The 20,407-nt window shown below is 56.0% G+C and carries 19 protein-coding genes and 5 pseudogenes; 11 read left to right on the top strand and 13 right to left on the bottom strand.

Translation table 11 applies throughout. The features are described from left to right. Positions 1-38: 38 nt before the first annotated feature. Positions 39-950, top strand: coding sequence for an HTH-type transcriptional regulator MetR (metR, locus tag SGP1_RS00705; protein ID WP_011409956.1), 912 nt, complete (start codon positions 39-41; stop codon positions 948-950). Positions 951-1,118: 168 nt separating this feature from the next. Here metR and SGP1_RS22900 read toward each other — a convergent pair whose 3' ends face one another. From SGP1_RS22900 to ugpB, 5 genes and pseudogenes are all read right to left on the bottom strand, one after another. Then, on the bottom strand, positions 1,119-1,883 hold the full coding sequence (locus SGP1_RS22900; RefSeq protein ID WP_011409955.1) for a pentapeptide repeat-containing protein: 765 nt from the start codon (positions 1,881-1,883) through the stop codon (positions 1,119-1,121). 831 nt (positions 1,884-2,714) lie between these two features. Continuing rightward, a pseudogene (locus tag SGP1_RS00690) lies at positions 2,715-3,413 on the bottom strand (glycerophosphoryl diester phosphodiesterase). Positions 3,414-3,577: 164 nt separating this feature from the next. Further along, positions 3,578-4,373: pseudogene (locus SGP1_RS00685) on the bottom strand (ATP-binding cassette domain-containing protein). 6 nt (positions 4,374-4,379) lie between these two features. Continuing rightward, a complete protein-coding gene (locus tag SGP1_RS00680) occupies positions 4,380-5,069 on the bottom strand; it encodes a glycerol-3-phosphate transporter membrane protein (protein ID WP_041867315.1) in 690 nt (229 codons plus the stop codon). Between the two features lie 102 nt (positions 5,070-5,171). Beyond that, a pseudogene (gene ugpB, locus SGP1_RS00675) lies at positions 5,172-6,157 on the bottom strand (sn-glycerol-3-phosphate ABC transporter substrate-binding protein UgpB); the annotation flags it as partial. Between the two features lie 280 nt (positions 6,158-6,437). Here ugpB and panM point away from each other — a divergent pair. Further along, complete coding sequence (panM, locus tag SGP1_RS00670; RefSeq protein ID WP_011409953.1) at positions 6,438-6,836, top strand: aspartate 1-decarboxylase autocleavage activator PanM; 399 nt, start codon at positions 6,438-6,440, stop codon at positions 6,834-6,836. A 136-nt stretch (positions 6,837-6,972) separates the two neighbouring features. Here the strand turns inward: panM and rpoH are convergent, their stop codons facing one another. From rpoH to ftsY, 4 genes are all read right to left on the bottom strand, one after another. Beyond that, the gene (gene rpoH, locus SGP1_RS00665) at positions 6,973-7,830 is read right to left on the bottom strand and encodes an RNA polymerase sigma factor RpoH (protein WP_011409952.1); all 858 of its coding nucleotides are present in this window, start codon (positions 7,828-7,830) and stop codon (positions 6,973-6,975) included. Positions 7,831-7,988: 158 nt separating this feature from the next. After that, positions 7,989-9,005, bottom strand: coding sequence for a permease-like cell division protein FtsX (ftsX, locus tag SGP1_RS00660; protein ID WP_011409951.1), 1,017 nt, complete (start codon positions 9,003-9,005; stop codon positions 7,989-7,991). After that, the gene (gene ftsE / locus SGP1_RS00655; RefSeq protein WP_011409950.1) at positions 8,995-9,663 is read right to left on the bottom strand and encodes a cell division ATP-binding protein FtsE; all 669 of its coding nucleotides are present in this window, start codon (positions 9,661-9,663) and stop codon (positions 8,995-8,997) included. Before ftsE ends, ftsX begins: the two co-directional genes overlap by 11 nt. Positions 9,664-9,669: 6 nt before the next feature. Further along, on the bottom strand, positions 9,670-11,184 hold the full coding sequence (gene ftsY / locus SGP1_RS00650) for a signal recognition particle-docking protein FtsY (RefSeq protein ID WP_011409949.1): 1,515 nt from the start codon (positions 11,182-11,184) through the stop codon (positions 9,670-9,672). Positions 11,185-11,412: 228 nt separating this feature from the next. Between ftsY and rsmD the strand changes: the two genes are divergently transcribed. Both rsmD and SGP1_RS00640 read left to right on the top strand, forming a co-directional pair. Next, entirely contained in the window at positions 11,413-12,018 is a 606-nt protein-coding gene (rsmD, locus tag SGP1_RS00645; protein ID WP_011409948.1) for a 16S rRNA (guanine(966)-N(2))-methyltransferase, read from the top strand. Further along, positions 12,008-12,295, top strand: coding sequence for a DUF1145 family protein (locus tag SGP1_RS00640; protein WP_041867313.1), 288 nt, complete (start codon positions 12,008-12,010; stop codon positions 12,293-12,295). The genes rsmD and SGP1_RS00640 overlap by 11 nt, the downstream gene beginning before the upstream one ends. 76 nt (positions 12,296-12,371) lie before the next feature. Here SGP1_RS00640 and SGP1_RS00635 read toward each other — a convergent pair whose 3' ends face one another. After that, the gene (locus SGP1_RS00635) at positions 12,372-12,692 is read right to left on the bottom strand and encodes a DUF1820 family protein (RefSeq protein ID WP_011409946.1); all 321 of its coding nucleotides are present in this window, start codon (positions 12,690-12,692) and stop codon (positions 12,372-12,374) included. 194 nt (positions 12,693-12,886) lie between these two features. Between SGP1_RS00635 and SGP1_RS00630 the strand changes: the two genes are divergently transcribed. Then, positions 12,887-13,513, top strand: coding sequence for a lysoplasmalogenase (locus SGP1_RS00630; RefSeq protein ID WP_011409945.1), 627 nt, complete (start codon positions 12,887-12,889; stop codon positions 13,511-13,513). 27 nt (positions 13,514-13,540) lie between these two features. Here the strand turns inward: SGP1_RS00630 and tusA are convergent, their stop codons facing one another. Further along, on the bottom strand, positions 13,541-13,795 hold the full coding sequence (gene tusA, locus SGP1_RS00625; RefSeq protein WP_011409944.1) for a sulfurtransferase TusA: 255 nt from the start codon (positions 13,793-13,795) through the stop codon (positions 13,541-13,543). 196 nt (positions 13,796-13,991) lie between these two features. Here tusA and SGP1_RS00620 point away from each other — a divergent pair, with 196 nt between their 5' ends. Both SGP1_RS00620 and SGP1_RS00615 read left to right on the top strand, forming a co-directional pair. Next, positions 13,992-14,657 carry a 7-cyano-7-deazaguanine/7-aminomethyl-7-deazaguanine transporter gene (locus SGP1_RS00620; RefSeq protein ID WP_011409943.1) on the top strand — a complete coding sequence of 222 codons (666 nt, stop codon included), beginning with the start codon at positions 13,992-13,994 and terminating at the stop codon, positions 14,655-14,657. A 137-nt stretch (positions 14,658-14,794) separates the two neighbouring features. Continuing rightward, positions 14,795-15,355, top strand: a complete 561-nt coding sequence (locus tag SGP1_RS00615; RefSeq protein WP_011409942.1) for a DcrB family lipoprotein — start codon at positions 14,795-14,797, stop codon at positions 15,353-15,355. A gap of 142 nt (positions 15,356-15,497) precedes the next feature. On the opposite strand, the pseudogene SGP1_RS26115 reads toward SGP1_RS00615, so the two are convergent. Continuing rightward, positions 15,498-16,542, bottom strand: a pseudogene (locus SGP1_RS26115) (MFS transporter); the annotation flags it as partial. Beyond that, positions 16,425-16,961, bottom strand: a complete 537-nt coding sequence (locus SGP1_RS32290) for an alpha/beta hydrolase fold domain-containing protein (RefSeq protein WP_050747293.1) — start codon at positions 16,959-16,961, stop codon at positions 16,425-16,427. The pseudogene SGP1_RS26115 and the gene SGP1_RS32290, both read right to left, overlap by 118 nt. A 247-nt stretch (positions 16,962-17,208) precedes the next feature. Here SGP1_RS32290 and SGP1_RS00600 point away from each other — a divergent pair. From SGP1_RS00600 to SGP1_RS00590, 4 genes and pseudogenes are all read left to right on the top strand, one after another. Next, positions 17,209-17,721 (top strand): annotated as a pseudogene (locus SGP1_RS00600) (glutathione S-transferase family protein). 445 nt (positions 17,722-18,166) lie between these two features. Then, the gene (locus SGP1_RS31810; RefSeq protein WP_050747292.1) at positions 18,167-18,619 is read left to right on the top strand and encodes a hypothetical protein; all 453 of its coding nucleotides are present in this window, start codon (positions 18,167-18,169) and stop codon (positions 18,617-18,619) included. An 81-nt stretch (positions 18,620-18,700) separates the two neighbouring features. Further along, on the top strand, positions 18,701-18,916 hold the full coding sequence (locus tag SGP1_RS31805; protein WP_050747291.1) for a hypothetical protein: 216 nt from the start codon (positions 18,701-18,703) through the stop codon (positions 18,914-18,916). A 236-nt stretch (positions 18,917-19,152) separates the two neighbouring features. Further along, positions 19,153-20,289: an FAD-dependent monooxygenase gene (locus SGP1_RS00590; protein WP_041866490.1), complete on the top strand. Its 1,137-nt coding sequence runs from the start codon at positions 19,153-19,155 to the stop codon at positions 20,287-20,289. Positions 20,290-20,407 lie beyond the last annotated feature (118 nt).

Genomic DNA, 20,407 nt, shown 5'->3' with positions numbered 1-20,407 from the left:
ACAAGCGCAATTTATTCACTTCCAGGTGAAACACTTTCATGATCGAACTCAAACATCTGCGAACGCTGCAGGCGTTGCGTAACAGCGGTTCGCTGGCGGCGGCCGCATCGCAGCTACACCAGACCCAATCGGCGCTGTCGCATCAGTTCAGCGATCTGGAACAGCGGCTCGGCTTTCGCCTGTTCGTACGCAAAAGCCAGCCGCTGCGTTTTACGCCGCAGGGCGAGATCCTGCTGCAGCTGGCCGAACAAATCTTGCCGCAGGTTCAGCAGGCTCTGCAAACCTGCCAGCAACCGCACCAGGCCACGCTGCGTTTAGCTATCGAGTGCCATAGTTGTATACAGTGGATGACGCCGGCCCTGGCGGAATTCCACCAACAATGGCCGCAAGTGTTAATGGATTTCCGCTCCGGCGTCACCTTCGATCCGCAACCGGCGCTCCAGCAGGGCGAACTGGATTTGGTTTTGACCTCGGATATTCTGCCGCGTAGCGGGCTGTACTATGCGCCCATGTTCGATTTCGAGGTCCGGCTGGTGCTGTCGCCGGATCATCCGCTGGCGGCCAAAAAGGTCATTGCGCCGCAGGACCTGGACCAGGAAACATTGCTTATCTATCCGGTACAGCGCAACCGCCTGGACATTTGGCGCCATTTCCTACAGCCGGCGGGCATTAATCCCATGTTGAAAACCGTGGATAACACCCTGCTGCTGATACAAATGGTATCGGCGCGCATGGGTATCGCCGCGTTGCCGCATTGGGTCGTGGAAAGCTTTGAACGCCAGGGGCTTATCGCCACCCGGACGCTTGGGGAAGGGTTGTGGAGCCGGCTTTACGCTGCCGTACGCGACGGCGAACAACGCCAGCCGGCGACCGAGGCATTCATCCACTCAGCCCAACAGCACGCCTGCGCGCATTTGCCATATGTCCGCTGCGCCGAGGCAAACCTCTAACCTTGTATCTTGAAATTTAGTTAGCATGGTGACGAACGTTCCCGCAGGCAGACGGCGGCGCCCCAAAGCTCAGCTGCGTAAACCGACCAACCGCTTTGCCAAAGATAAGCCTTGCGTTTTGCGCCAGCCAACGGTCCGTCGCTCTGGCGATCTGAAATTGACGTTTTTTCACTCACGCTGCGCGGGAACAGCACACGTTTGTGCGCGCCAGCATGATCTACAACTCGGTGACGGGACATGGCCACTCATTGGACCACTATGGGTTCCCCTGAGCGTGATGTTATTGAAAGACGCCCCGTCGACAAAGGTCCCCTCGAACTTGGCGCTCGCCAGTTGCGCACCCTGGAGGGTGGTGTCCCTCAGGCAAGCGTTGCTGAGCTTTGCGTGACTTAGGTCAGCACAGGTGAAACCGGCATGACTGAGGTTGGCACCGATGAGGTGAGCTCGCCACAGTTTGGTTTTGCAACAAACTGCGCCCGTCAGCGTCGCCTCTTCTAAATCGGCATCAGCCAGCCAGGCAAACTTCAGGTTCGCCAGAGAAGCTCTTGTAAGAATAGCATGGCGCATATCCACCGCCTTCAGGTTCGTGCCACGCAAATTCGCCGACGAAAGATCGGCATATTTAACGTCAACACCGGCCAGATTCGCCTCGCGCAGGTCTATTTTCCCCTCTCCCGTCAGTGAATATTGGTATGCCGAGTGATGAGTTCGCTTTTGCAACAGCAACAGCGTGAGGGTGCGGTTGAAAAGCTCTTTATCTACGGTAGCAATAGTGGTGTAATTATCAGGTTCCGTAATTTTCACCTCCACCTTTATTTCACCGTTATACCAATGAGAAGGGGTATGAGAGTAAGATACTTTAAAAGCACCAATTGCGAACTCGAGGGTTTCTGGAATTGCGTAATCGTCGGGATCGGCTATTTTCTTCTCCAATGCGTCGATGAGCGCTTAGGTAAAGTTATCGTATTGCGATGAATATGCCTTTTGTACGCTGCCTGGCATGAATAGATTGAAAAGATATTCATGCCATCCTTGCGGCGAAATAGCGGATTGCCTATTTATTTCGCTGTAGTCTTCCACCGCGTGTTGGGAAAATAAAGCACAGCGCGCTGTGCTAGGATTACAAAAGGTCATTTCTTCTCCTATCATTATCAGGTGAGATTATTATTTTGGTACTTTATTTACATATTCTTCCCTGCGCCGTTCAACTCAACTTGCATCCTATTTAGATAGGTTTTACTAAACAGGGTAAAAGCCGGAGCAATATGACAACGCACCCTTCACGACACGCTTTCCCACGCGCAATGTAAGACTTTTATTGGTCGCTATGATCACCTGCGATTTAAATTGTTCGCTAAAGCACCCAGGTCAAAGGCCCTGAGAGGGTCTTGCGCCTTATTGACTTTACTCTCTTGCCAAACGCATATTTCCCCCAGGGGTATCACGCCAGGTTTGTTGCGCCAGGGTAATACCGCAACACGGGTAAAGAAAAAGTAAAATGCAGTCTTCTCCGCACGCATGTTAATAGGAATGCCTAGGGGTACCATGCCCCTCATTGTCAGTGATGGCTGTATTGTCTCTGCCACAGGATGACGACATTAGCGGGTTAAAATGCCTGGAGGGAACATCAACACGTCTTGCGGGGTATTTAAGGCGGCATAGGTTCACCGTTCAATGCGACATAATAACTTCTCAGGAGGGTGTTCAATGTATAACTGCATTGTCGTCATCAGCGTAAAGATCGAAAAGGGCTGTGCCCCCGTCTCAGGAGTTGGCGAAATCAGCGTCAATCAGGTCAATGCAGTCGGTACAGAGGGCGTCGACGCCCCAGCCTAACAGTGTGCGGGCGCGATAGGGGCTGTTAACGATCCAGGCCAAAATATGCAGTCCGCTGGCTTTAATAGCCTCAACCCGATCCTCGGTCAACGCCTCATGCTGCAGGTGCAAAGCCTGACATGACAACTGACTTGCCAGTGTATCCCAGTCGTCGCGCCACTCTTCCAGCAGCAATCCGCGCGGTAGTTCCAGCGGCGGCGGTGTCATCCCTTGCCACAGCTGACGCGCGGCCAGCGTCACGGCGCGGCCGGTCTCATCTTCAACGCCCGTGGTGGGTTTGATTTCGATGTTGATCGCAAGCCCATGTTGCCGGCAACGTTCCGCCACCGACGACAATAGCGGCAGCCGCTCACCGCGAAAGGTTTCATCGAACCATTCGCCGGCCTCAATCTGCGCCAGTGTAGACCAATCCAATTGGCCGGCGATGCCGCTGCCTTGGCTGGTGCGTTCCAGCGTATCATCGTGCAACAGAAAAATTTAACCATCGGCGGACAGTTTGGAATCCACTTCAATCATCTGCTGGCCATAGCGGGCACCGGTATCGATACCGGCAAGCGTATTTTCCGGCGCCAGCGAACCCCCTCCACGGTGGGCAACGATGGTCGGATAAAGCCATTCTCTGGTCATATTTCCACCCAGGTTCCATTTTGCGAGTCGAAATAGTGCCATGCGTTGGCCGGACAATTCAAATGCAGCGTCGCGTCGGGCGCCGGGAGATCGTCATGGGCCAGACGCACTACCATGGCACAGCTTACCAGTGGCCATAGGCCAAATTATCGGCACCCAGCCGCTCAAGCGTGGCCACCTCCAGGTGGCACATTTCTCCTGCGCGGCGCACGGGCGCCGCGCCTGGCCGTTAACGCTGCCCGCCGGTGGCGTTCGCGCGTCGCCGCGCGCGCAGGATCTGTTCTGGGCGAATGCCGGCGGTAAATTTCCGTCGGCGTGCCGATTTGTTCTACCCGGCCCCGATTAAGTACCACCACCCGTTCGGCCAGCGTCATGGCCTCGACCTGATCGTGAGTGACATAAAAACTGGTGGTCTTTAACCGGCGGTGCAATTGCTGCAATTCCAGGCGCATTTGCGTACGCAGCTTCGCATCCAGATTGGAGAGCGGCTCATCGAACAAAAACACGTCTAGTTCACGTACCAGGGCACACCCCATAGCAACACGCTGCCGCTGGCCGCCGGAGAGTTCTCGCGGCTTACGGTACAAAAGCGGCTCCAGCTCCAATATGTCAGCCACCTGCTCCACCGCATGTCGAATTTGCTGTTTCCCGAGACCGCGAATTTTGAGTCCATAAGCCATGTTGTCGAACACGCTCATGTGCCGATACAACGCATAATTTTGGAATACCATGGCGATCCTGCGGCTCGCAACCGGTGATGCGCTTGTCGCCGATATAAATATCGCCGGCGGTCACGCTCTCCAGCCCGGCCACCAGACGTAACAGGGTAGACTTGCCGCAGCCGGAAGGCCCGACCAGCACGATGAATTCACAGTCCGCCACCGTCAGATCCAGCGGCGCGATAATGGTGGTTTTGCCGTCGTAGCTTTTAACGACATGTTGTAATCGTAAACTTGCCATAGTGCGCTATTTCTCGCTATCCACCAAGCCACGCACAAACGCACGCTGCATAACTAAAACAATCGTCACCGGCGCAATAAGGGTCAACAGCATCGCCGCCATGACCTGATTCCACTGCGTGGTGCCATCGCCGCTGGCAATCATGCTTTGTATGCCCGCAACCGCCGTGCCCAGCGAAGCGTCGTTAATAATCAGCAGCAGCCAGAGATATTGATTCCAGCCGTAAATAAAGGTGATCACAAACAGCACCGCCAGATTGGTTTTGGACAGCGGCAGCGTCAGGCGGGTATAGCTGTCCAGCATATGTACATGGGCAATCACATCGACCGTGGGAAAAGTCTGCACCTCTACCGGCAGCATCAGCGTCATGAATATCAGCCAAAACGCCAAATTACGCAGCGGAAAACGGAAATAAATGATAGCGAAGGCGGATAGCAGCGATACGGTAATTTTACCGACAGTAATACCAAGCGCCATGATCAGACTGTTTAACAACAGGCTGCTGAAGGGTACACTCTGGCCGCTGACACCCTGCGACCATACCTGATGCAGGTTGTCCCACAGGTGGCCGCCGGGCAGCAGGCGCAGCGGGACCTGAAACACCTGATGTGAATCCAGCGACGCCGCTACCAACGCCACATACAAGGGAAACAGGATCACCACGACACCTGCCAGCAAGAGACCATGGCTGAACATAGCCAGCCCGGTGAAGCCTTCGCGGTAGATTTTGTAAATCAACGTGGTCGTGGCCTGAACCGGACCGCCGGCGGTAGTGATCGGCAGATAACCGGTTTGCTAATGCCATTCGGCGACAATGTCCGGCTCGGCCAGGAAATGCAGGAATTGAGCGACACCCTTATAGGTTTCCGCGCTCTTGCCAGCTATAACCCACAGGCTGCGCCGCCTATCATCGCGTTTTGCGGCGCGCCTTTCACATCGGCGTCATAAGGCATCATGCCAACGCCATAATTGAATTTGGCGTACTGGCGCACGGTCGACAACGAACCCGAAGAACCAATGGTCATACCGCATTCGTCACCATAGAACTTCGCCATATAGGTATCATCACGGCCGAAATAGCCGGCGCTGCCGTTCTTTAGCATATCCGCCAGCAATTGGATGTGTTTGATCTGTACCGGTCCCCGTTGAACACCAGCCGGGCATCAGTGCCGGCAAAACCGTTGTCCTGTGTCACAACCGGTAAGCCATGCCAGGCGCTGAAGTTTTCAATATGGATCCAGCCTTGGTAGCCGCCGTTGGCATAGCCGCAGGCCAGACCGGCTTCGCGTAGCTTAACCGCGTCCGCCGCCAGCTGCTGCAGGTTTGCGGCAGCTGTTCGGGGTCCAGCACCGACCGTTTGAAGGCGTCCTTATTGTAATACAGCACCGGCGTGGAACTATTAAACGGCTGGGAGAGCAGATGGCCAGTTTTACTGTCGCTGTAATAGCCCAGTACCGCTGGCACAAAGGCGGATTCATCATTATCAACGCCGGCGTCGCTAAACACCTGATACACCGATTTAATAGCGTGGCTGGCCATCATGGTGGCGGTACCCACCTCATACACCTGCAGGATAGCCGGCGCATTGCTGGTGCGCCAGGCGGCGATGCCGGCCGCCAGTTCCTGCGGGAAGCCCCCTTGTACACCGGCACGATGCGGTAATCCGGATGCGTCTGGTTAAAACGGGTGGCCAGGCTTTCCACCTCTTTTCCCAGTTCACCTTCCATGGCATGCCAGAAAGGAATTTCCGTCACCGCCCAGGCGCTTTGACTCACGACCCACATTAGCGCGGCGCAAAGCGCGCGGTACGGACAAAGGGGATTGCCATGCCGTTCTCCTAAAACCTAATGTCATTAACGACCTGTAACATGACATGCGAAGATGACAGAAAAATAACATCGGTGTGACGACCGTGTAACGCCCCCTCAAGCGGCAATTTCATAACGGTGGTTATCCCAACGTCCGGATATCGCGCGGTATATGCCGGCAATTGCGTTATACTGTCGCCGACTATCTTCACCTGTCTATGGGGATAGGAATAACGGTAATGTCTGTAAGGAACACATGAAACTGACGATTGAAAGGCTGACGGTATTAAGCCCCCAGGATAAACGTGATCTGGTAAATATTTGGCCTGCCGTGGATATCGACGCGCTGCAACAGCAATTTACCGACTCCTTCGCGCTGTTCGCCGCACGCTTTAACGATCGGCTGCTAGCCGCGGTGCAGGTAGAGCTAGACGCCGCCTGGGGAGAGGGGCGACTAATGGGGCTACGCGTGCGGCCTGAGACCCGGCGACGGGGCGTGGGCCTGTATTTAGTCAATGAAACCCGCCGCCAAATGCCCGATATCGTCTCTTGGTGGCTCAGCAATCAACAACCGCTGGAGGACGCCGCCCTGATGGGTAAATTCATGTCCGCCTGCGGCTTCTATGAAGAACCTGACGGCTGGCATCTGCGTTAGCGGCTCGCGCCTCGGTCGCCCCCGTGACGCCGCGCTGAAAACAACACAGCCGGTGAACAATCACCGGCTGTGATAAGCGCCTGCCGCTCAGGGCAACGAACGCGATGGGATGCAGCGGCAGATTGCCGCACTGCCGTCAGGCCTCGATCACCAGACGCATTTTTTTCATGGCGTTCTTTTCAAGCTGGCGCACGCGCTCCGCGGAAACGCCGTACCGGTCGGCCAGCTCCTGCAGCGTACTTTTGTTATCGTCATCCAGCCAGCGCGCACGGATAATGTCCTGGCTGCGCTCATCGAGACCTTCTAGCGCCGCACTCAGCTTGTCGGCGGCGTGATCGTCCCAGTTATCCTCTTCAATGCCGTCGGCAAAGTCGGACGACTTATCCTGCAGATAGAGCATTGGCGCCATCGGCTGCCCTTCGCGGGCTTCGTCTTCCGGCGTCGGATCAAACGTCATATCCTGCGCGGCCATGCGGGACTCCATTTCACGGACGTCCTTGCTGGTCACACCCAGCTCTTTGGCCACCATTTCCACTTCGTCCTGGTTAAACCAGCCCAGGCGCTGCTTGGTTTTGCGCAAATTGAAGAACAGCTTGCGCTGCGCCTTGGTGGTCGCCACTTTCACGATACGCCAGTTACGCAGCACGTATTCGTGAATTTCCGCCTTGATCCAGTGAACCGCAAACGACACCAGCCGCACACCCACTTCGGGGTTGAAACGGCGGACGGCCTTCATCAGGCCGATATTGCCTTCTTGAATCAGGTCAGCCTGTGGCAGGCCGTAACCGGAATAGTTACGCGCAATATGAACAACAAAGCGCAGGTGAGACAGGATCAGCTTCTTGGCCGCCTCCAGATCGCCCTGATAATGCAGCCGTTCAGCCAGCGCCCGCTCTTCCTCCGCCGTAAGCATCGGATAGGCATTGGCGGCCCTGACATAGGCTTCCAGACTGCCCTGGGGAACATAGGCTAAAACTTGCATATTTTTGATCATTCATGACCTCTCGCTAGAAACTTGGACGCCGTTCAAGAGAAAGCCCGCACCAGGACGCGACCTCCTGCCATTGAACGGCCGTTAAATAAGACCGCGATCCCGTCGGTGAGTTCAGCAACCGCGGTACTTTATCCCGATCTCATTATACCAAAAAAATTTTAGTCAGGTGTAAACCGGAGTAAATGTTGTACCGTCGCCAGCCAGGCCGCAAGCCACCCAATCATGGCCGAAATCAGCAGCAGAAGGATGGCTTCATCCCAGCTGAGACCGTGCAGCACGAACGTGGTGCCAAACACCGCCGCTACATTCGCCACCACAGATTCGAGCTGCCAGACCAGCGTGCCGGACAAGATGAGCGACAGCACCGAGCCGGCCAGCCCCAACAACGCCCCGCCGTTGAGAAACGGCCGCAGGATAAACCCATCGGTGGCACCGATCAATTTCATGACGTTGATGGTGTCGCGCCGGCTGAAAATGCTCAGACGTATACTGTTGCCGATGACGAGAAATACCGCGATAACCATCAGAATGCCTATCATGGCGGATACCTTGCCGACCAGACCGGTCAGCGCCGCCAGGCGGGCGAACCAGCTATCGTCCATTCGCACCCCATCCACGCCCTGCGTTGCGGCGACCCGGTCGCGCAGCGTCTTAAGCGTGTCGGCGCTCTGGAAATTGACCTTTGGCGTGATAATAGCCACCGCCGGCAGCGGATTTTCCTCCAGCATATCCATGGCGCCGCCAAAGCCAGACCAATCGCGAAACTCGCCCCTCGCCTCTTCGCGCGAAAGATAGTTGACCTTGGCGACGCCGTCCTCCTGTTTGAGCACGCCTATCACCTTCAGGGCAGCATCGTCATCCAGCACCTTATCCAGATATACCGTCAGCTGCGGCGTCGGATACCACTGCTCCGCCGCCTGGCTGACGTTTTTCCATACCAAATAGCATAAACTGGGCAACGTCAATGAAATGGCAATCACCATGACGGTCAACAGCGTGGCCAGCGGCTGGCGCCACATATCCGCCAGCGTATCCAGCCAGGCATAGTGCCACTGCTGCTTCCAGCCGCCGCGCAGCGCCCTGGATTTTGCCGCTTTCGCCTCCCCCGCCGTTTGCGCGCGCGGCGGTTTTGCCGGTTTGTGCGCGCGATGGGGCCGGTTGAATTTATTCGCCATGGACGCCCCCGGTCATTCTTCCCTGATTGAGCGTTAAGATACGGTAATTTCGGCGCGCTATCAGTCCGGTGTCATGAGTCGCCATCAGCACCGTCACGCCGACGCGGTTAAATTCCTCAAACAGACGCAATATGCCCTCGGACAGCGCGTCGTCCAGATTCCCCGTCGGCTCGTCGGCCAGCAGCACGGCCGGTTTATTGACAACGGCGCGGGCAATACCGATACGCTGTTGCTCCCCGCCCGATAACTGCACCGGGAAATTGCGCGCTTTATCCAGCAGGCCCACTTTATCCAGCGCCGCGGATACCCGGCGACGGATGTCTTCCAGACTGGCGCCGGCGATCACTAGCGGCATCGCGACGTTGTCATAAACGGTACGGTCCATGAGTAGATGATGATCCTGAAAGATCATCCCGATCTGACGGCGCAGAAATGGGATTTCGCTGTTTTTCAGCCGGCTGATATCGTGACCGCCAAATAAAATATGCCCCGCACTTGGGCGCTCAATGCCGCATATCAATTTCAGCAGAGTACTTTTCCCCGCCCCGGAATGGCCGGTCAGAAACGCCATCTCGGCCGGACGGAGGTGAAAATCCACTCCTTGCAATGCCTGTCGTCCGCCAAGATAGGCTTTGCTTACTTGTTCAAAGCGAATCATCCTTTATTAATCCTCTCGGGCAAAAAGTGCCTCTATAAAATCGTCAGCTTTAAAGGGCCGTAAATCCTCAATAGCCTCCCCGACGCCAATAAAGCGAATCGGGATGCCAAAGCGATCTGCCACGGCAAAAATCACCCCGCCCTTGGCGGTGCCGTCCAATTTGGTCAGCGCAATGCCGGTCAGTCCCACCGCATCGTTGAATAAGTTGGCCTGACTAACGGCATTCTGCCCGGTGCTGGCATCCAGGGTCAACATAACCTCATGGGGGGCCTCAACGTCCAGCTTTTTCATCACCCGGACAATTTTCTTTAATTCGTCCATCAGGTGCGCTTTATTCTGCAGTCGCCCCGCGGTATCCGCTATCAGCACTTCAATGCCGCGCGCTTTGGCCGCCTGGATAGAGTCGAAAATGACCGAGGCGGAATCGGCGCCGGTCTGTTGCGCTATCACCGGAATATGGTTGCGCTCGCCCCACACCTGCAATTGTTCCACCGCCGCCGCGCGGAACGTATCTCCCGCCGCCAGCATAACGCTTTTCCCTTCAGCCTGATAAAGACGCGCCAGTTTACCGATGGTGGTGGTTTTCCCCACGCCGTTAACGCCAACCATCAGGATAACGAAGGGCGCCTTGCCCGTCACCTCCAGCGGCCGCTCTACATTGACGAGAATGGTCGCCATTTCCGCGCGCAATTGGCTATACAGCGCTTCAGCGTCCTTCAGATGGCGGCGATCGGCGTGGTCAATCAAACCATCAATTATTTTGCGGGTGGTCTCAACGCCTACGTCGGCTACCAGCAGTTGCTCCTCCAATTCCTCGAACAGATCATCATCGATTTTCTTGCCGCGGAACAATCCGATAAATCCGGATCCCAGATTCTGCCGGGTCTTGACCAGACTGTTTTTCAACCGGGTAAAGAATCCCGCGCGCTCGGGGGCCGGCGGTTCACCGTCTGGTGTCGGGAGCGGGACGACGTCTTCCTCCGGGGCGACTTCCTCGGCCAGGGTTAATTCCGCGCTAGCGTCCTGACGGTTTTCCGCCGCCTCGTCGACGCTATCGTCAGGCGTTGCGGCGGTGCCGATTCCGGACGGCGCAGCGCCGGTGTTGCTGCCGGTCGCCGACTTGCGTTCGCTGGCGGCGACATTGTCCTGCCGCGCCGCGACCTGCTCGGTAAGAGAAACGATTTCCGCCGCCATACGCTGCGCGTCGTGCCCCCGGGCGGCCATGGGCGGCACGGGTTCGTCAGCCGCAGGAATCCTGTTAGCGGCGGGAATTTCCGCTTGCGCAGGGGGCGCCGAGGGACGATCCGCATCCGGTCTCTCCACCTGCGCCTGGGGTAAGGCCGGCTCGACAGCCTCCGCCGTCTCATCACGCGCTGCGGTAGCGGCAACTGGCGTGACGGTTTCGCCTCCGGCGCCGGAGACGTCGGTCTCCCGTTCGGCTTGCGGCTCGCTGCCTGCGTCATCGTCTTGACAGTTAAAGCCTAACCAGGAAAAGAAACTGCGTTTTTTCTCTTTTGCCATTTGCGACTACACTCCTCGCCCAACAAGGTGGCGAATAAATAACCTGTCTAATAATACTCAGAGTTTACCACTTTACCCCGGTGGGCAACATGCGTTGCGGCGGGGTTTTGTTCCACAGAACAAATCAAATGCGAAATACCGTTTCCCACGTCCCTCCTCCCCGCTAGAATAGACTATCGTTGACATTCGTTGTGGTCTTTGCGCGTTTTGACTCGTAACAAGATATCTATGGCAAAAAACAATACTGCCCGTTCCGCCGGCCAAATCCGTATCATCGGCGGCCGCTGGCGCGGCCGTAAGCTGCCGGTGCCAGACAGTCCGGGCTTGCGGCCGACGACCGACCGTGTGCGGGAAACGCTGTTTAATTGGCTGGCGCCGGTCATTCAGGGCGCGCGCTGCCTGGATTGTTTCGCCGGCAGCGGCGCTTTAGGTCTTGAGGCACTCTCGCGCGCCGCCGCCAGCGTCACGCTATTGGAGCAGGATCGCGCGGTCAGCGCGCAGCTTGCCCGCAATTTGCTGGTGTTGCAGGCACAGCAGGCGGAGGTCATCACCACCGACAGCCTGCGTTGGCTTGCGCAGCCGGGCGCCGTTTTCGATGTCGTCTTCATCGATCCCCCCTTTCGTCACGGGATGATAACCGCTACGGTGACCGCGCTGGAGCAGCACCGGCGTTTGGCGGACGACTCCTGGATTTACATTGAAACCGAAACGGAAGGCCCCGCTCCCGAGGTGCCGGCCCATTGGCAGCTACATCGGGAAAAAATTGCCGGTCAAATCTCCTACCGGCTCTATATCCGTCACGCTACGCCGGAGAAACAACATGATACTGATTAATCTGGGCCGCCTGTTGATGCTGGTGGTGTGGAGCTTTTTGTTATTTAACCTGATACAGCCGTTTCCGAAGCCGCTGAAATATTTTCTCGATATTGGCCTGTTCTTTATGGTGGTGATGCATGCGTTGCAGCTAACGCTGCAGAAAGCCACGCTGACCAAAGACGAGGCCAAGCCTGGCGCCGCTTTTCAAACGCGGGTTTTCCTTTTCGGCGTATTTGAAATGGTCGCCTGGCAGAAAAAACAGCGAGCGCAGCGCCTCTCCGATCGCGGCCGTTAACCGCCCGGCGAAATCCCGCCTGCGCAGTAACGGCCCGGCGGCGGGAATGAGAGTGTCAGGGCACGCACCCGGCTTATCAGGGTTTCTTACCGGGCAGATAAGGAAACATCGTAACGTTATCGCCTAAATCGGAAATGCGGGCGCTGCCCTTTGCAGTCACAACGTCAATGCGAATGACGGCCTGCAGCGGGATGTAGCTGCGGCTGACGCCGCTGAACTCCGTCTTTAGTTTTTCCTCGGAGGGATCAACCACCAAATTGCTGTGACTGCTGAATACAAAATCGCCGATTTCGATAAATCCGAATAGGGGGCTTTGACTTAGCTCACGTACAAAGAGCTGATAATTTTTGCCATTATTAATAAACTGAATGCGATAAATGGGCTGCTCGCTGCTCATAAACCTGCTGTCTCCCGCAATGTGTACGCATGAATTGCGCAGGAAAAAAGTGGCGCTAACATAGCATGAAGGCCGGCAACGCGCATCTGCCTCGACCAGGATGTCAACGCCAGGGCACACAAACGCCGTCAGCGGGGGCCCGGGACTGCCATCATCGCCGATATCAACTCACCACGCATCAAAAAGGAACGCCAATGCTTTGGTCTTTTATGGCAGTAGTCTTCTCGGGATGGCTTTACGTTGACGCCTCTTACCGTGGACCGGTCTGGCAGCGCTGGCTGTTTCAACCTATAACGCTGCTGTTGCTGCTGGCGCTTGCCTGGCAGGCGCCGGGCCTTACCGCCACCAGCTATTTAATCATCCTTGGCCTGCTGGCGACGCTCGCCGGCAGCGCGCTGCTGATGCTATCAAGCGAACGACTGCTTTACGCCGTCGGCGCTTTCTTTCTCTGCCATGTACTTTATACCATCGGCTTCGTCAGCCGTATGACACTGACGATATTCTGGCCGTTGCCGTTGACGCTTTTGGTTCTCGGTGTGGCGTTGATTATGTTTCTCTGGTCCAGACTTGATGAGTTGCGCTGGCCCGTGTGCACCTATATTGGCGTCACGCTTCTGATGGTATGGGTCGCGGGCGAACAATACTTCCTGCTCGGCAACGACTATAACTTCTCACTGCTGGCGGGAACCGCTTTGCTGCTAGTCGCGGCCGCCGTTTGGTTAATCAGTCATTACCGCTATCCGTTCAATGCCGCCCGCGCGGTGTTCGCCGCCTGTTACTTCACCGGCCATTTTCTGATAGTGCGCTCGCTGTATCTTTGACCTTCTTGCCCTAGCGTGCGGTCACGATCAGGCCGCCGCCCGCCCCTTGCGCAACAGGTAACGGTAAGGCAGCTGTTCCGTGGCCTGCGCTAGTAAGGTATGTTCCATGAACTGGCAGAAGCCGGGAATATCGCGGGTAGTGGCCGGATCATCGGAGATAATCAGCAATGTCTGACCGTCGGCCATATGGCGCACGGCTTTACGCACCATCATGACGGGTTCGGGGCAGCGCAGGCCGCGAGCGTCCAGGGTTTGATCCGCGGCGGCAAAAGCATCAGGCATACAGAATGTCAACGTTAATCGTTTAAATTGTCGGGCCGCTAGTTTACACCGGTAAATGATAGCTGCAAGCGGGGCAGCGGTTAAACGATTCTCCCGTTGCATTGACGGCACAAAAAGGTATTATGCGCGCCGCGCGCAATAAAAAGGCGTCAGGCATTCTGGGTTCCCTCACCCCATGGTTAAAAAAGGTTAGATCATGTTCAGATTTTCGCCACAACAGCGATTACACGCCTTGATAGGGCTGGCGCTGTTTCATTTACTCATTATCACATCAAGTAATTACCTGGTGCAGTTGCCGGTATCGATTTTCGGCTTTACCACCACCTGGGGCGCATTCAGCTTTCCTTTTATTTTCCTCGCTACCGACTTGACGGTACGGATTTTCGGCGCCCTGCTGGCGCGCAGGATCATCCTCACCGTCATGGTGCCGGCGCTGCTGATATCTTATTGCGCTTCGTCGCTGTTTTATCAGGGCGAATGGCAGGGATTTGCCGCGCTGGGGACGTTCAACCTGTTCGTAGCCCGTATCGCCTGCGCTAGTTTTATGGCCTATGCCCTCGGTCAGATTCTGGATGTGCACGTTTTTAACCGCTTGCGCCAGCGCGGCCAGTGGTGGATCGCGCCGACTGTTTCCACGCTGTTCGGCAACGCCTCCGACACGGTGGCCTTTTTCTTTATCGCCTTCTATCAAAGCCCGGATCCGTTTATGGCAACGCACTGGATCGAGATAGCCACGGTGGATTACAGCTTCAAGCTACTGATTAGCATGATTTTCTTCCTGCCTATGTATGGCGTGCTGCTCAACATGCTGCTTAAACGTTTAGCCCGCCAATCCAATCCCGGATTACTCCGGCTGAGTTAATCCCGCCGGTCAGTGCATTTCAAGGCGCAGGAATAACGGGCAGACGGCCCCCCCTCACTGCCGCTTGTGGCAGCGTCATCTGCTGATGGGATCCACCGCCTCGACGGCGGGATAATATGGAGTTAGAAGGTAAATCTATGCGTAAAGTAGCGAAGTATCTGGGCATTGGGATGCTGGTCTTCGGCCTGTCGGCCTGCGACAACAGCAAAGATAAGGAGACCGTCGGCGCACCTGACGGCGCCGAGCAGACCCAGGCGGAGAATAAAATCAGCCTGTTGGATGGCAAGTTGGCTTTTACATTGCCGGGAGATATGAGCGATCAAAGCGGTAAAGTAGGGACGCAGGCAAACAACATGCATGTCTATGCGGATTCAACCGGCCGCAAAGCGGTCATTATCATCCTGAGCGATGATACGCCGCAGGGGCTAGATACGCTGGCGCAACGACTGGAAAACGAGCAACGCGCCCGCGATCCGGATTTGCAAGTTGTCACGAACAAAGCTATTACCGTCAACGGCAAACCACTGCAACAGCTGGACAGCATTGTCGCCAGCGGCGGCAAACAGGCCTATTCGGCGGTCGTGTTGGGTAAAGTGGACAATCATCTGCTGACGATGCAGGTTACCCTGCCGGCGGACGATCAACAGAAAGCCCAGAGCGCCGCGGAAAGCATCATCAAGACGCTGACGTTTAAATAATGCCGGCAACGCCGCGTCATCAACAGTCGACCCGACGCGGCCAGCGAAGCGCATAAGGTCATCACGTGTTGAGCGTCAATGTGGCAAAGACGGCGCGTCAGGAGGGCTCCTATACTTCTTCGGCGTCGCACCGTTGGCGGCCCCCGGCACGCGCCATCAACATCCCCGCCAGCGGCCCGACAATGCCTAACGCCAAATCCATAAAGGCGGTAAAGATCGCCAGCGTGCTGCCCTGATTCTGCACCGGGACCTGTTTCATGGCCACGACTCCCAGCGCCGGGAATACCAAGGAGAATCCGGCCCCGGTCAGCAGCGCGCCGAGTTGGGCGGTGAAGGGTGTCGGCGCCAGCCAGACCAGCACTATAATATCGACCGTGTAGCACACCAGCGAGACCGCTAAACCGCCATAGCGATTAATACTGTTGGGAAACAGGAGCCGGGTGCCGACAAAGGCGGTGCTGAACAGCGTCAGGGCGAAGGCCGCGCCGTCCCAACCGCGTGAGGCATAGAACAGCGTAATACAAGGTGGCGATCACACCGAAGCCGCAGGAAGCGAATCCCAGCATCAGTCCGTAACGCCAAATCTTGCCCACCACCGCGCTGAAAGGGATTTTCTTGCCGGCCAGCGTTTTTACCGTCGGCAGCGGTAGCGAAAAGCCGATAGCAACGCCCGCAATCAAGATAATCACCGCCGAAAGCAGCCCGAGAGTCCCCCCAGGTGATGCAACCATACGCCGAGCGGCGCGCCGATAGCCAATGCGCCATAGCTGGCGACACCGTTCCACGAGATGACCCGGCCGATATTACTGGAACCCACCGCGCCGACGCCCCAAAGCATTGCGCCGGTGCCAACAAAACTCTGGCCAAGACCAAGGATAACCCGCCCCTCGCACAATAAGGCCAGCGCCACGACGGGCAGGGATTCGGTCCATAGCGAGGAGATAACACACGCCGCTGAGCAAACAGCCGCCCAGCCCGAGCACGACAATGCGCTTCGGGCCTAGCCTGTCAGCATAGCACCCAGCGTAAGGTCGGCTAAGCAGCGTCGCCATATATTGCAAACTGACCACTAGCCCTGCCCAGAAGGCGCTGTAGCCCATATGATCATGCACATACCCCGGCAGCACCGCCAACGGCAGGCCGATGGTGAGATAATTGACGAAGTTGAATACCACCACCGAAAGAATACGTAAGGTGAGTCGCCACCCGCTGGTGACCGGTTGGGGAGAGGATCCTGGTAGGGGTATTGAAAACTCGCGGCAAAAATCCCCACCACGCCTCTGGCGACCACCAAATCGCGCACCAGTCGTTTGTGGGTAAAATAATCGCCAAGTACCCAGCCGCCGCCGTGGAAAAGACAAATGCCGGCAGCACCCCGTCGGTATTGGCCGGGCGAACGATATTCAGGCTCAGCGGCTGAGCCGTCGACGGTGATAATCTGTTCCGACTCGTCAACGCCGCTCATATCAATGGCGACGGATTTCTGTGCATCAACGATCACCTGGCGCGCCTGCACCAAACTTTCCACAGGCGGCGCATCGGCACCGTTTAATGCTTGCAAAAAAGTTTCGACCTGACGATCGGTCCGTGCCTGTTCCGGTATCAAAGGGGAGTGGACTCATTATCGTCTCCTGGCAGAGGGATGTCGTCTTTAAAGCATAGTACGGCGTGAGAGGATTGTCCGCCGCTGCACGTTTAGCCTTTAGCCTTGTGCCTTGGACACAGCGTAAAAGGTGTTTACGCCAAGACGACCCCACGAAAGCCCTTTATACTGCGGTCATCGGCATCCTCAGGGCGGGAAAAAGCAGATTGAGATTTGGGGCAGAAAGACGTCTTCCAATGTGCAGGCGTTGATGTGGTGCATCGGTGAGATCGGGCTGCCGTTTGTCCGCTATGACATCGACCACAGCTACGGTGGCAACGACACGGCGACATTTTTAGCGATGAACCCCAACGGCACCGTTCCCGTCATCCGGGATGATAAAGGCGATCCAATATGGGAAACCGGCGCAATTCTACGTTATCTGGCCGGCCGCTATGGCGCGTTGGATTTTTGGCCGGCGGAGCATTCCGCCCGGGCGAATGTCGATAAATGGGCTGAATGGGCGAAAATCAACGTGGCGCTGAACTTTACCGCCCCCGTATTCTAGCGGGTCATCAGAACCGCCGCCCGCGAGGGGTATCTGGCCGACAGCGCTTTGACACTGGCGGATATTCAATTCGGCCACCTGCTGTACCGTTGTTATACCATCGCGATTGAGCATCCCATTTTTCCGGCGATCGCGCCCTACTATGAGCAATTGGCCCAACGTCCCGCCTTTGCTGAACATGTGATGGTGTCCTACGACGAATTACGCGTGCCTTAGCCATGGGTTACCCGTCGCGGGCAATTACTCTTCACTGAACTGAGCTACCGGCCGGCAGAAAAGCCGGCGCTGGATAATGGGCTACCGGCATTTCCTTCGCCTGCCGCGGAAAATAATTATTATCACTTGTGCTGAATTTAAATTCATTATTGGCAGGGTATTCTCTTTCCATGGCGAAAGGTAAAATTCTTCATCGGTAATATAATTGTTACTGGTATCCCCTCCCGTGAAAAAATTCCCTCTTCGCGGGATTAACGCGTAAGACAAGAGAATAATTTTCTCTTTATTTTCATAATATTATAAATATCCATTGACGCCATGCGACTCTTCGCCCGAATAATCCGGCCCACTCCGGCAAAGGTTTTCCGCGCTAAAAACGTATATTCTGCAACGCACTTATATATAACCCTTTTTTAGTTCCCGGGACGTGTCCAGAAAAAAATACATGATGGAAGAGCTGAAATTTGATACTCAGCATAGTATTGCCAGTCACGCAGGCATCGCGCAAACCCTGCTGGAGAAACTGATTCACGGCGGTTTTGATGCCACGCGGATGGGCGCTATCGAGTATGGCAATAACCTGATGATGCCGCTGTTTTTCATCAATCCCGAATTCAATATTCCGGTGGTACCGGTTTATATCAACGTTTTTTCCCCTCCTCTGATGCCGTATTCCCGTGCTTATGATTTAGGGTTGAAGGTGCGTGAAATCATCGATACCTTGCCGGACGATTATCGCGTTCACTTCCTCGCGACCGGGGGACTCTCACATTGGCCGCCGGTCTGGGTCGAGGGGGCACCGGAAGAGGATGAGCTGCTGCAGCGCATGAAGGTCTATCAGACCGTCGGCAAAAGCGCTCTTGTTGACGACCCCACGCTTTATACCGACTTTGCCTAATACGAAATCGATATGATGAGCAGAATGGAATGGCCTTTGGGCCACAGCCATCCTCTGGTCAATGAAGAATGAGATCGCGAAATGCTTGAGCGCTTTGAGGCTGGCGATGTGGCCTATATGCGCGCGCTGACCTACGAGGAAGTGGAAGAGCGTGGCGGCCACGGTGGCCATGAGGCGCTTAACTGGGTCGCGCTGATGGGCGCCATGAAAGGAGCCCGCCCTGATTATGTAGCGTATGAATCCGTTCCGGAATGGATTACGGGCATGAGCTATTTAACCTATCCGGGTCAGAGCTGAGCTTGAGCGTCGTTAAGGCTCATGATCGGGTGCAAACAGCGCCCAATGAAGAAAGGCTGATAACAAAGGCGCTCCGATCAGGGTGCCTTAGCCAGGTTTTCAGCTAACGCCAGCCGATGATCCTTTGTTGCGGGGCAACGAGGCTTAATGTCGCCGACAAGACATTGCATCCCCATTTTGTCGTAAATGACTGGAGAACAAACCCGATGACACGAATCGCAGTAATCGGAGCGGGTATGGGTGGATTAGCTTTCGCCGCCACCATGAGAAACAGCAGGCATGATGTTACCGTCTATGAACAGGCCAATGAATTAACCGAGCTCGGCACAGGCATCTCGCTTTGGGCCAATGGAACGCGCCTGTTTGCAGAAATAGGTATTGCGACATCTATGGCGGAACGGTCTTGCGAGACGGAAGCGGCCTATTTTCGCAATGAGGACGGCAGCGTGGCGGCCTCACAGCGTCTGGCGCGTGATAACTGGTACCGGCAGGAATATGGTTTACCCTATTATGGCGCTTTCCGTACCGATCTTCAGGCGACTTTGCTTGACGTCGTCGGGCGAGAAAATATCTGGCTCGGCAAGCAATTGACCCGACTGGATGATTCGGGGGAAGAAGCAACGCTTTATTGGGCTGACGGAACCCAGAATGCCGCGGATTTGGTCGTCGGGGCGGATGGTATCCGATCCGTGGTGCGGCAGACGGTCAGTGATACCGCCCACCCGGTATTTACAAGCAATAGTGCGTTTCGCGGACTGGCCAAAACTGCGCTATTAGACCGTCTTACCGAGCCGCATTCCTTTACGGACTGGATGGGCGAGGACATGCATGTCCTTAATTTTCCCATCGGCAAAGACTTTAAATATCAGACCATCGTGGTATTCATGGATGGCCCGGAGAAGTGGGAGCACGACGCCTGGCGAGTCCCTGCAAACGCCTCGGCCATCGGCAAAAAGTTTGCCCATTGGCATCCCGCCGTCGGGCAATTGTTTGAGCATGTGAATCTGGCTGAACGCTGGGGCATGTTCCAGGTCAGTCCCCTGTCCTCATGGCATCGCGGACGGGCGGTGTTAATCGGTGATGCTGCACACGGCATGATGCCGCATCACGGACAAGGGGCCATATCCTCGTTTGAAGATGCTATCGCCCTCGCCCATGTTATCAATGATGACACACTCTCCTCCGTGGCAGCCAAGTTCGATGCCTATGAGCGGGAACGTAAAGCGCGAGGTGAACGGATTCAAACGTCGTCGAGAAGCGTCAACGATTGCCTGCATCTCCCCGCTGGGGCGGCACGCCTGGAGCGCAATCGGGTCCTCAATGAACTTGGCCGGCATTTTTCCTGGCTTCACGGCTATAAGGTCGGCGTTTAATCGGGGGCGAAGCCGATTTAGCTCCCGGCACGGCCGAAATTCGCGCGGCAACACCCCAGGGCATTGCCCCTGCGCCCATGACTGCGCGCCCGCAATAGCCCCCTTCGCCGGCAGCTAG

This window comes from Sodalis glossinidius str. 'morsitans' (assembly GCF_000010085.1).
Lineage (GTDB): Bacteria > Pseudomonadota > Gammaproteobacteria > Enterobacterales > Enterobacteriaceae > Sodalis > Sodalis glossinidius.
This window is presented reverse-complemented; position numbering and strand designations above follow the sequence as displayed.

Bases quoted from the DNA above. Each gene is read 5' to 3' on its own strand.
- tusA (WP_011409944.1), bottom strand. From the start codon at position 13,795: ATGCCTGATGCTTTTGCCGCCGCGGATCAAACCCTGGACGCTCGCGGC.
- SGP1_RS31810 (WP_050747292.1), top strand. From the start codon at position 18,167: ATGATGGAAGAGCTGAAATTTGATACTCAGCATAGTATTGCCAGTCAC.
- ftsX (WP_011409951.1), bottom strand. From the start codon at position 9,005: ATGGCGAATAAATTCAACCGGCCCCATCGCGCGCACAAACCGGCAAAA.
- rsmD (WP_011409948.1), top strand. From the start codon at position 11,413: ATGGCAAAAAACAATACTGCCCGTTCCGCCGGCCAAATCCGTATCATC.
- panM (WP_011409953.1), top strand. From the start codon at position 6,438: ATGAAACTGACGATTGAAAGGCTGACGGTATTAAGCCCCCAGGATAAA.
- SGP1_RS00615 (WP_011409942.1), top strand. From the start codon at position 14,795: ATGCGTAAAGTAGCGAAGTATCTGGGCATTGGGATGCTGGTCTTCGGC.
- SGP1_RS00680 (WP_041867315.1), bottom strand. From the start codon at position 5,069: ATGTTCAGCCATGGTCTCTTGCTGGCAGGTGTCGTGGTGATCCTGTTT.
- metR (WP_011409956.1), top strand. From the start codon at position 39: ATGATCGAACTCAAACATCTGCGAACGCTGCAGGCGTTGCGTAACAGC.
- SGP1_RS00635 (WP_011409946.1), bottom strand. From the start codon at position 12,692: ATGAGCAGCGAGCAGCCCATTTATCGCATTCAGTTTATTAATAATGGC.
- rpoH (WP_011409952.1), bottom strand. From the start codon at position 7,830: ATGATCAAAAATATGCAAGTTTTAGCCTATGTTCCCCAGGGCAGTCTG.
- ftsE (WP_011409950.1), bottom strand. From the start codon at position 9,663: ATGATTCGCTTTGAACAAGTAAGCAAAGCCTATCTTGGCGGACGACAG.
- SGP1_RS31805 (WP_050747291.1), top strand. From the start codon at position 18,701: ATGCTTGAGCGCTTTGAGGCTGGCGATGTGGCCTATATGCGCGCGCTG.
- ftsY (WP_011409949.1), bottom strand. From the start codon at position 11,184: ATGGCAAAAGAGAAAAAACGCAGTTTCTTTTCCTGGTTAGGCTTTAAC.
- SGP1_RS00620 (WP_011409943.1), top strand. From the start codon at position 13,992: ATGTTCAGATTTTCGCCACAACAGCGATTACACGCCTTGATAGGGCTG.
- SGP1_RS00590 (WP_041866490.1), top strand. From the start codon at position 19,153: ATGGGTGGATTAGCTTTCGCCGCCACCATGAGAAACAGCAGGCATGAT.
- SGP1_RS00630 (WP_011409945.1), top strand. From the start codon at position 12,887: ATGCTTTGGTCTTTTATGGCAGTAGTCTTCTCGGGATGGCTTTACGTT.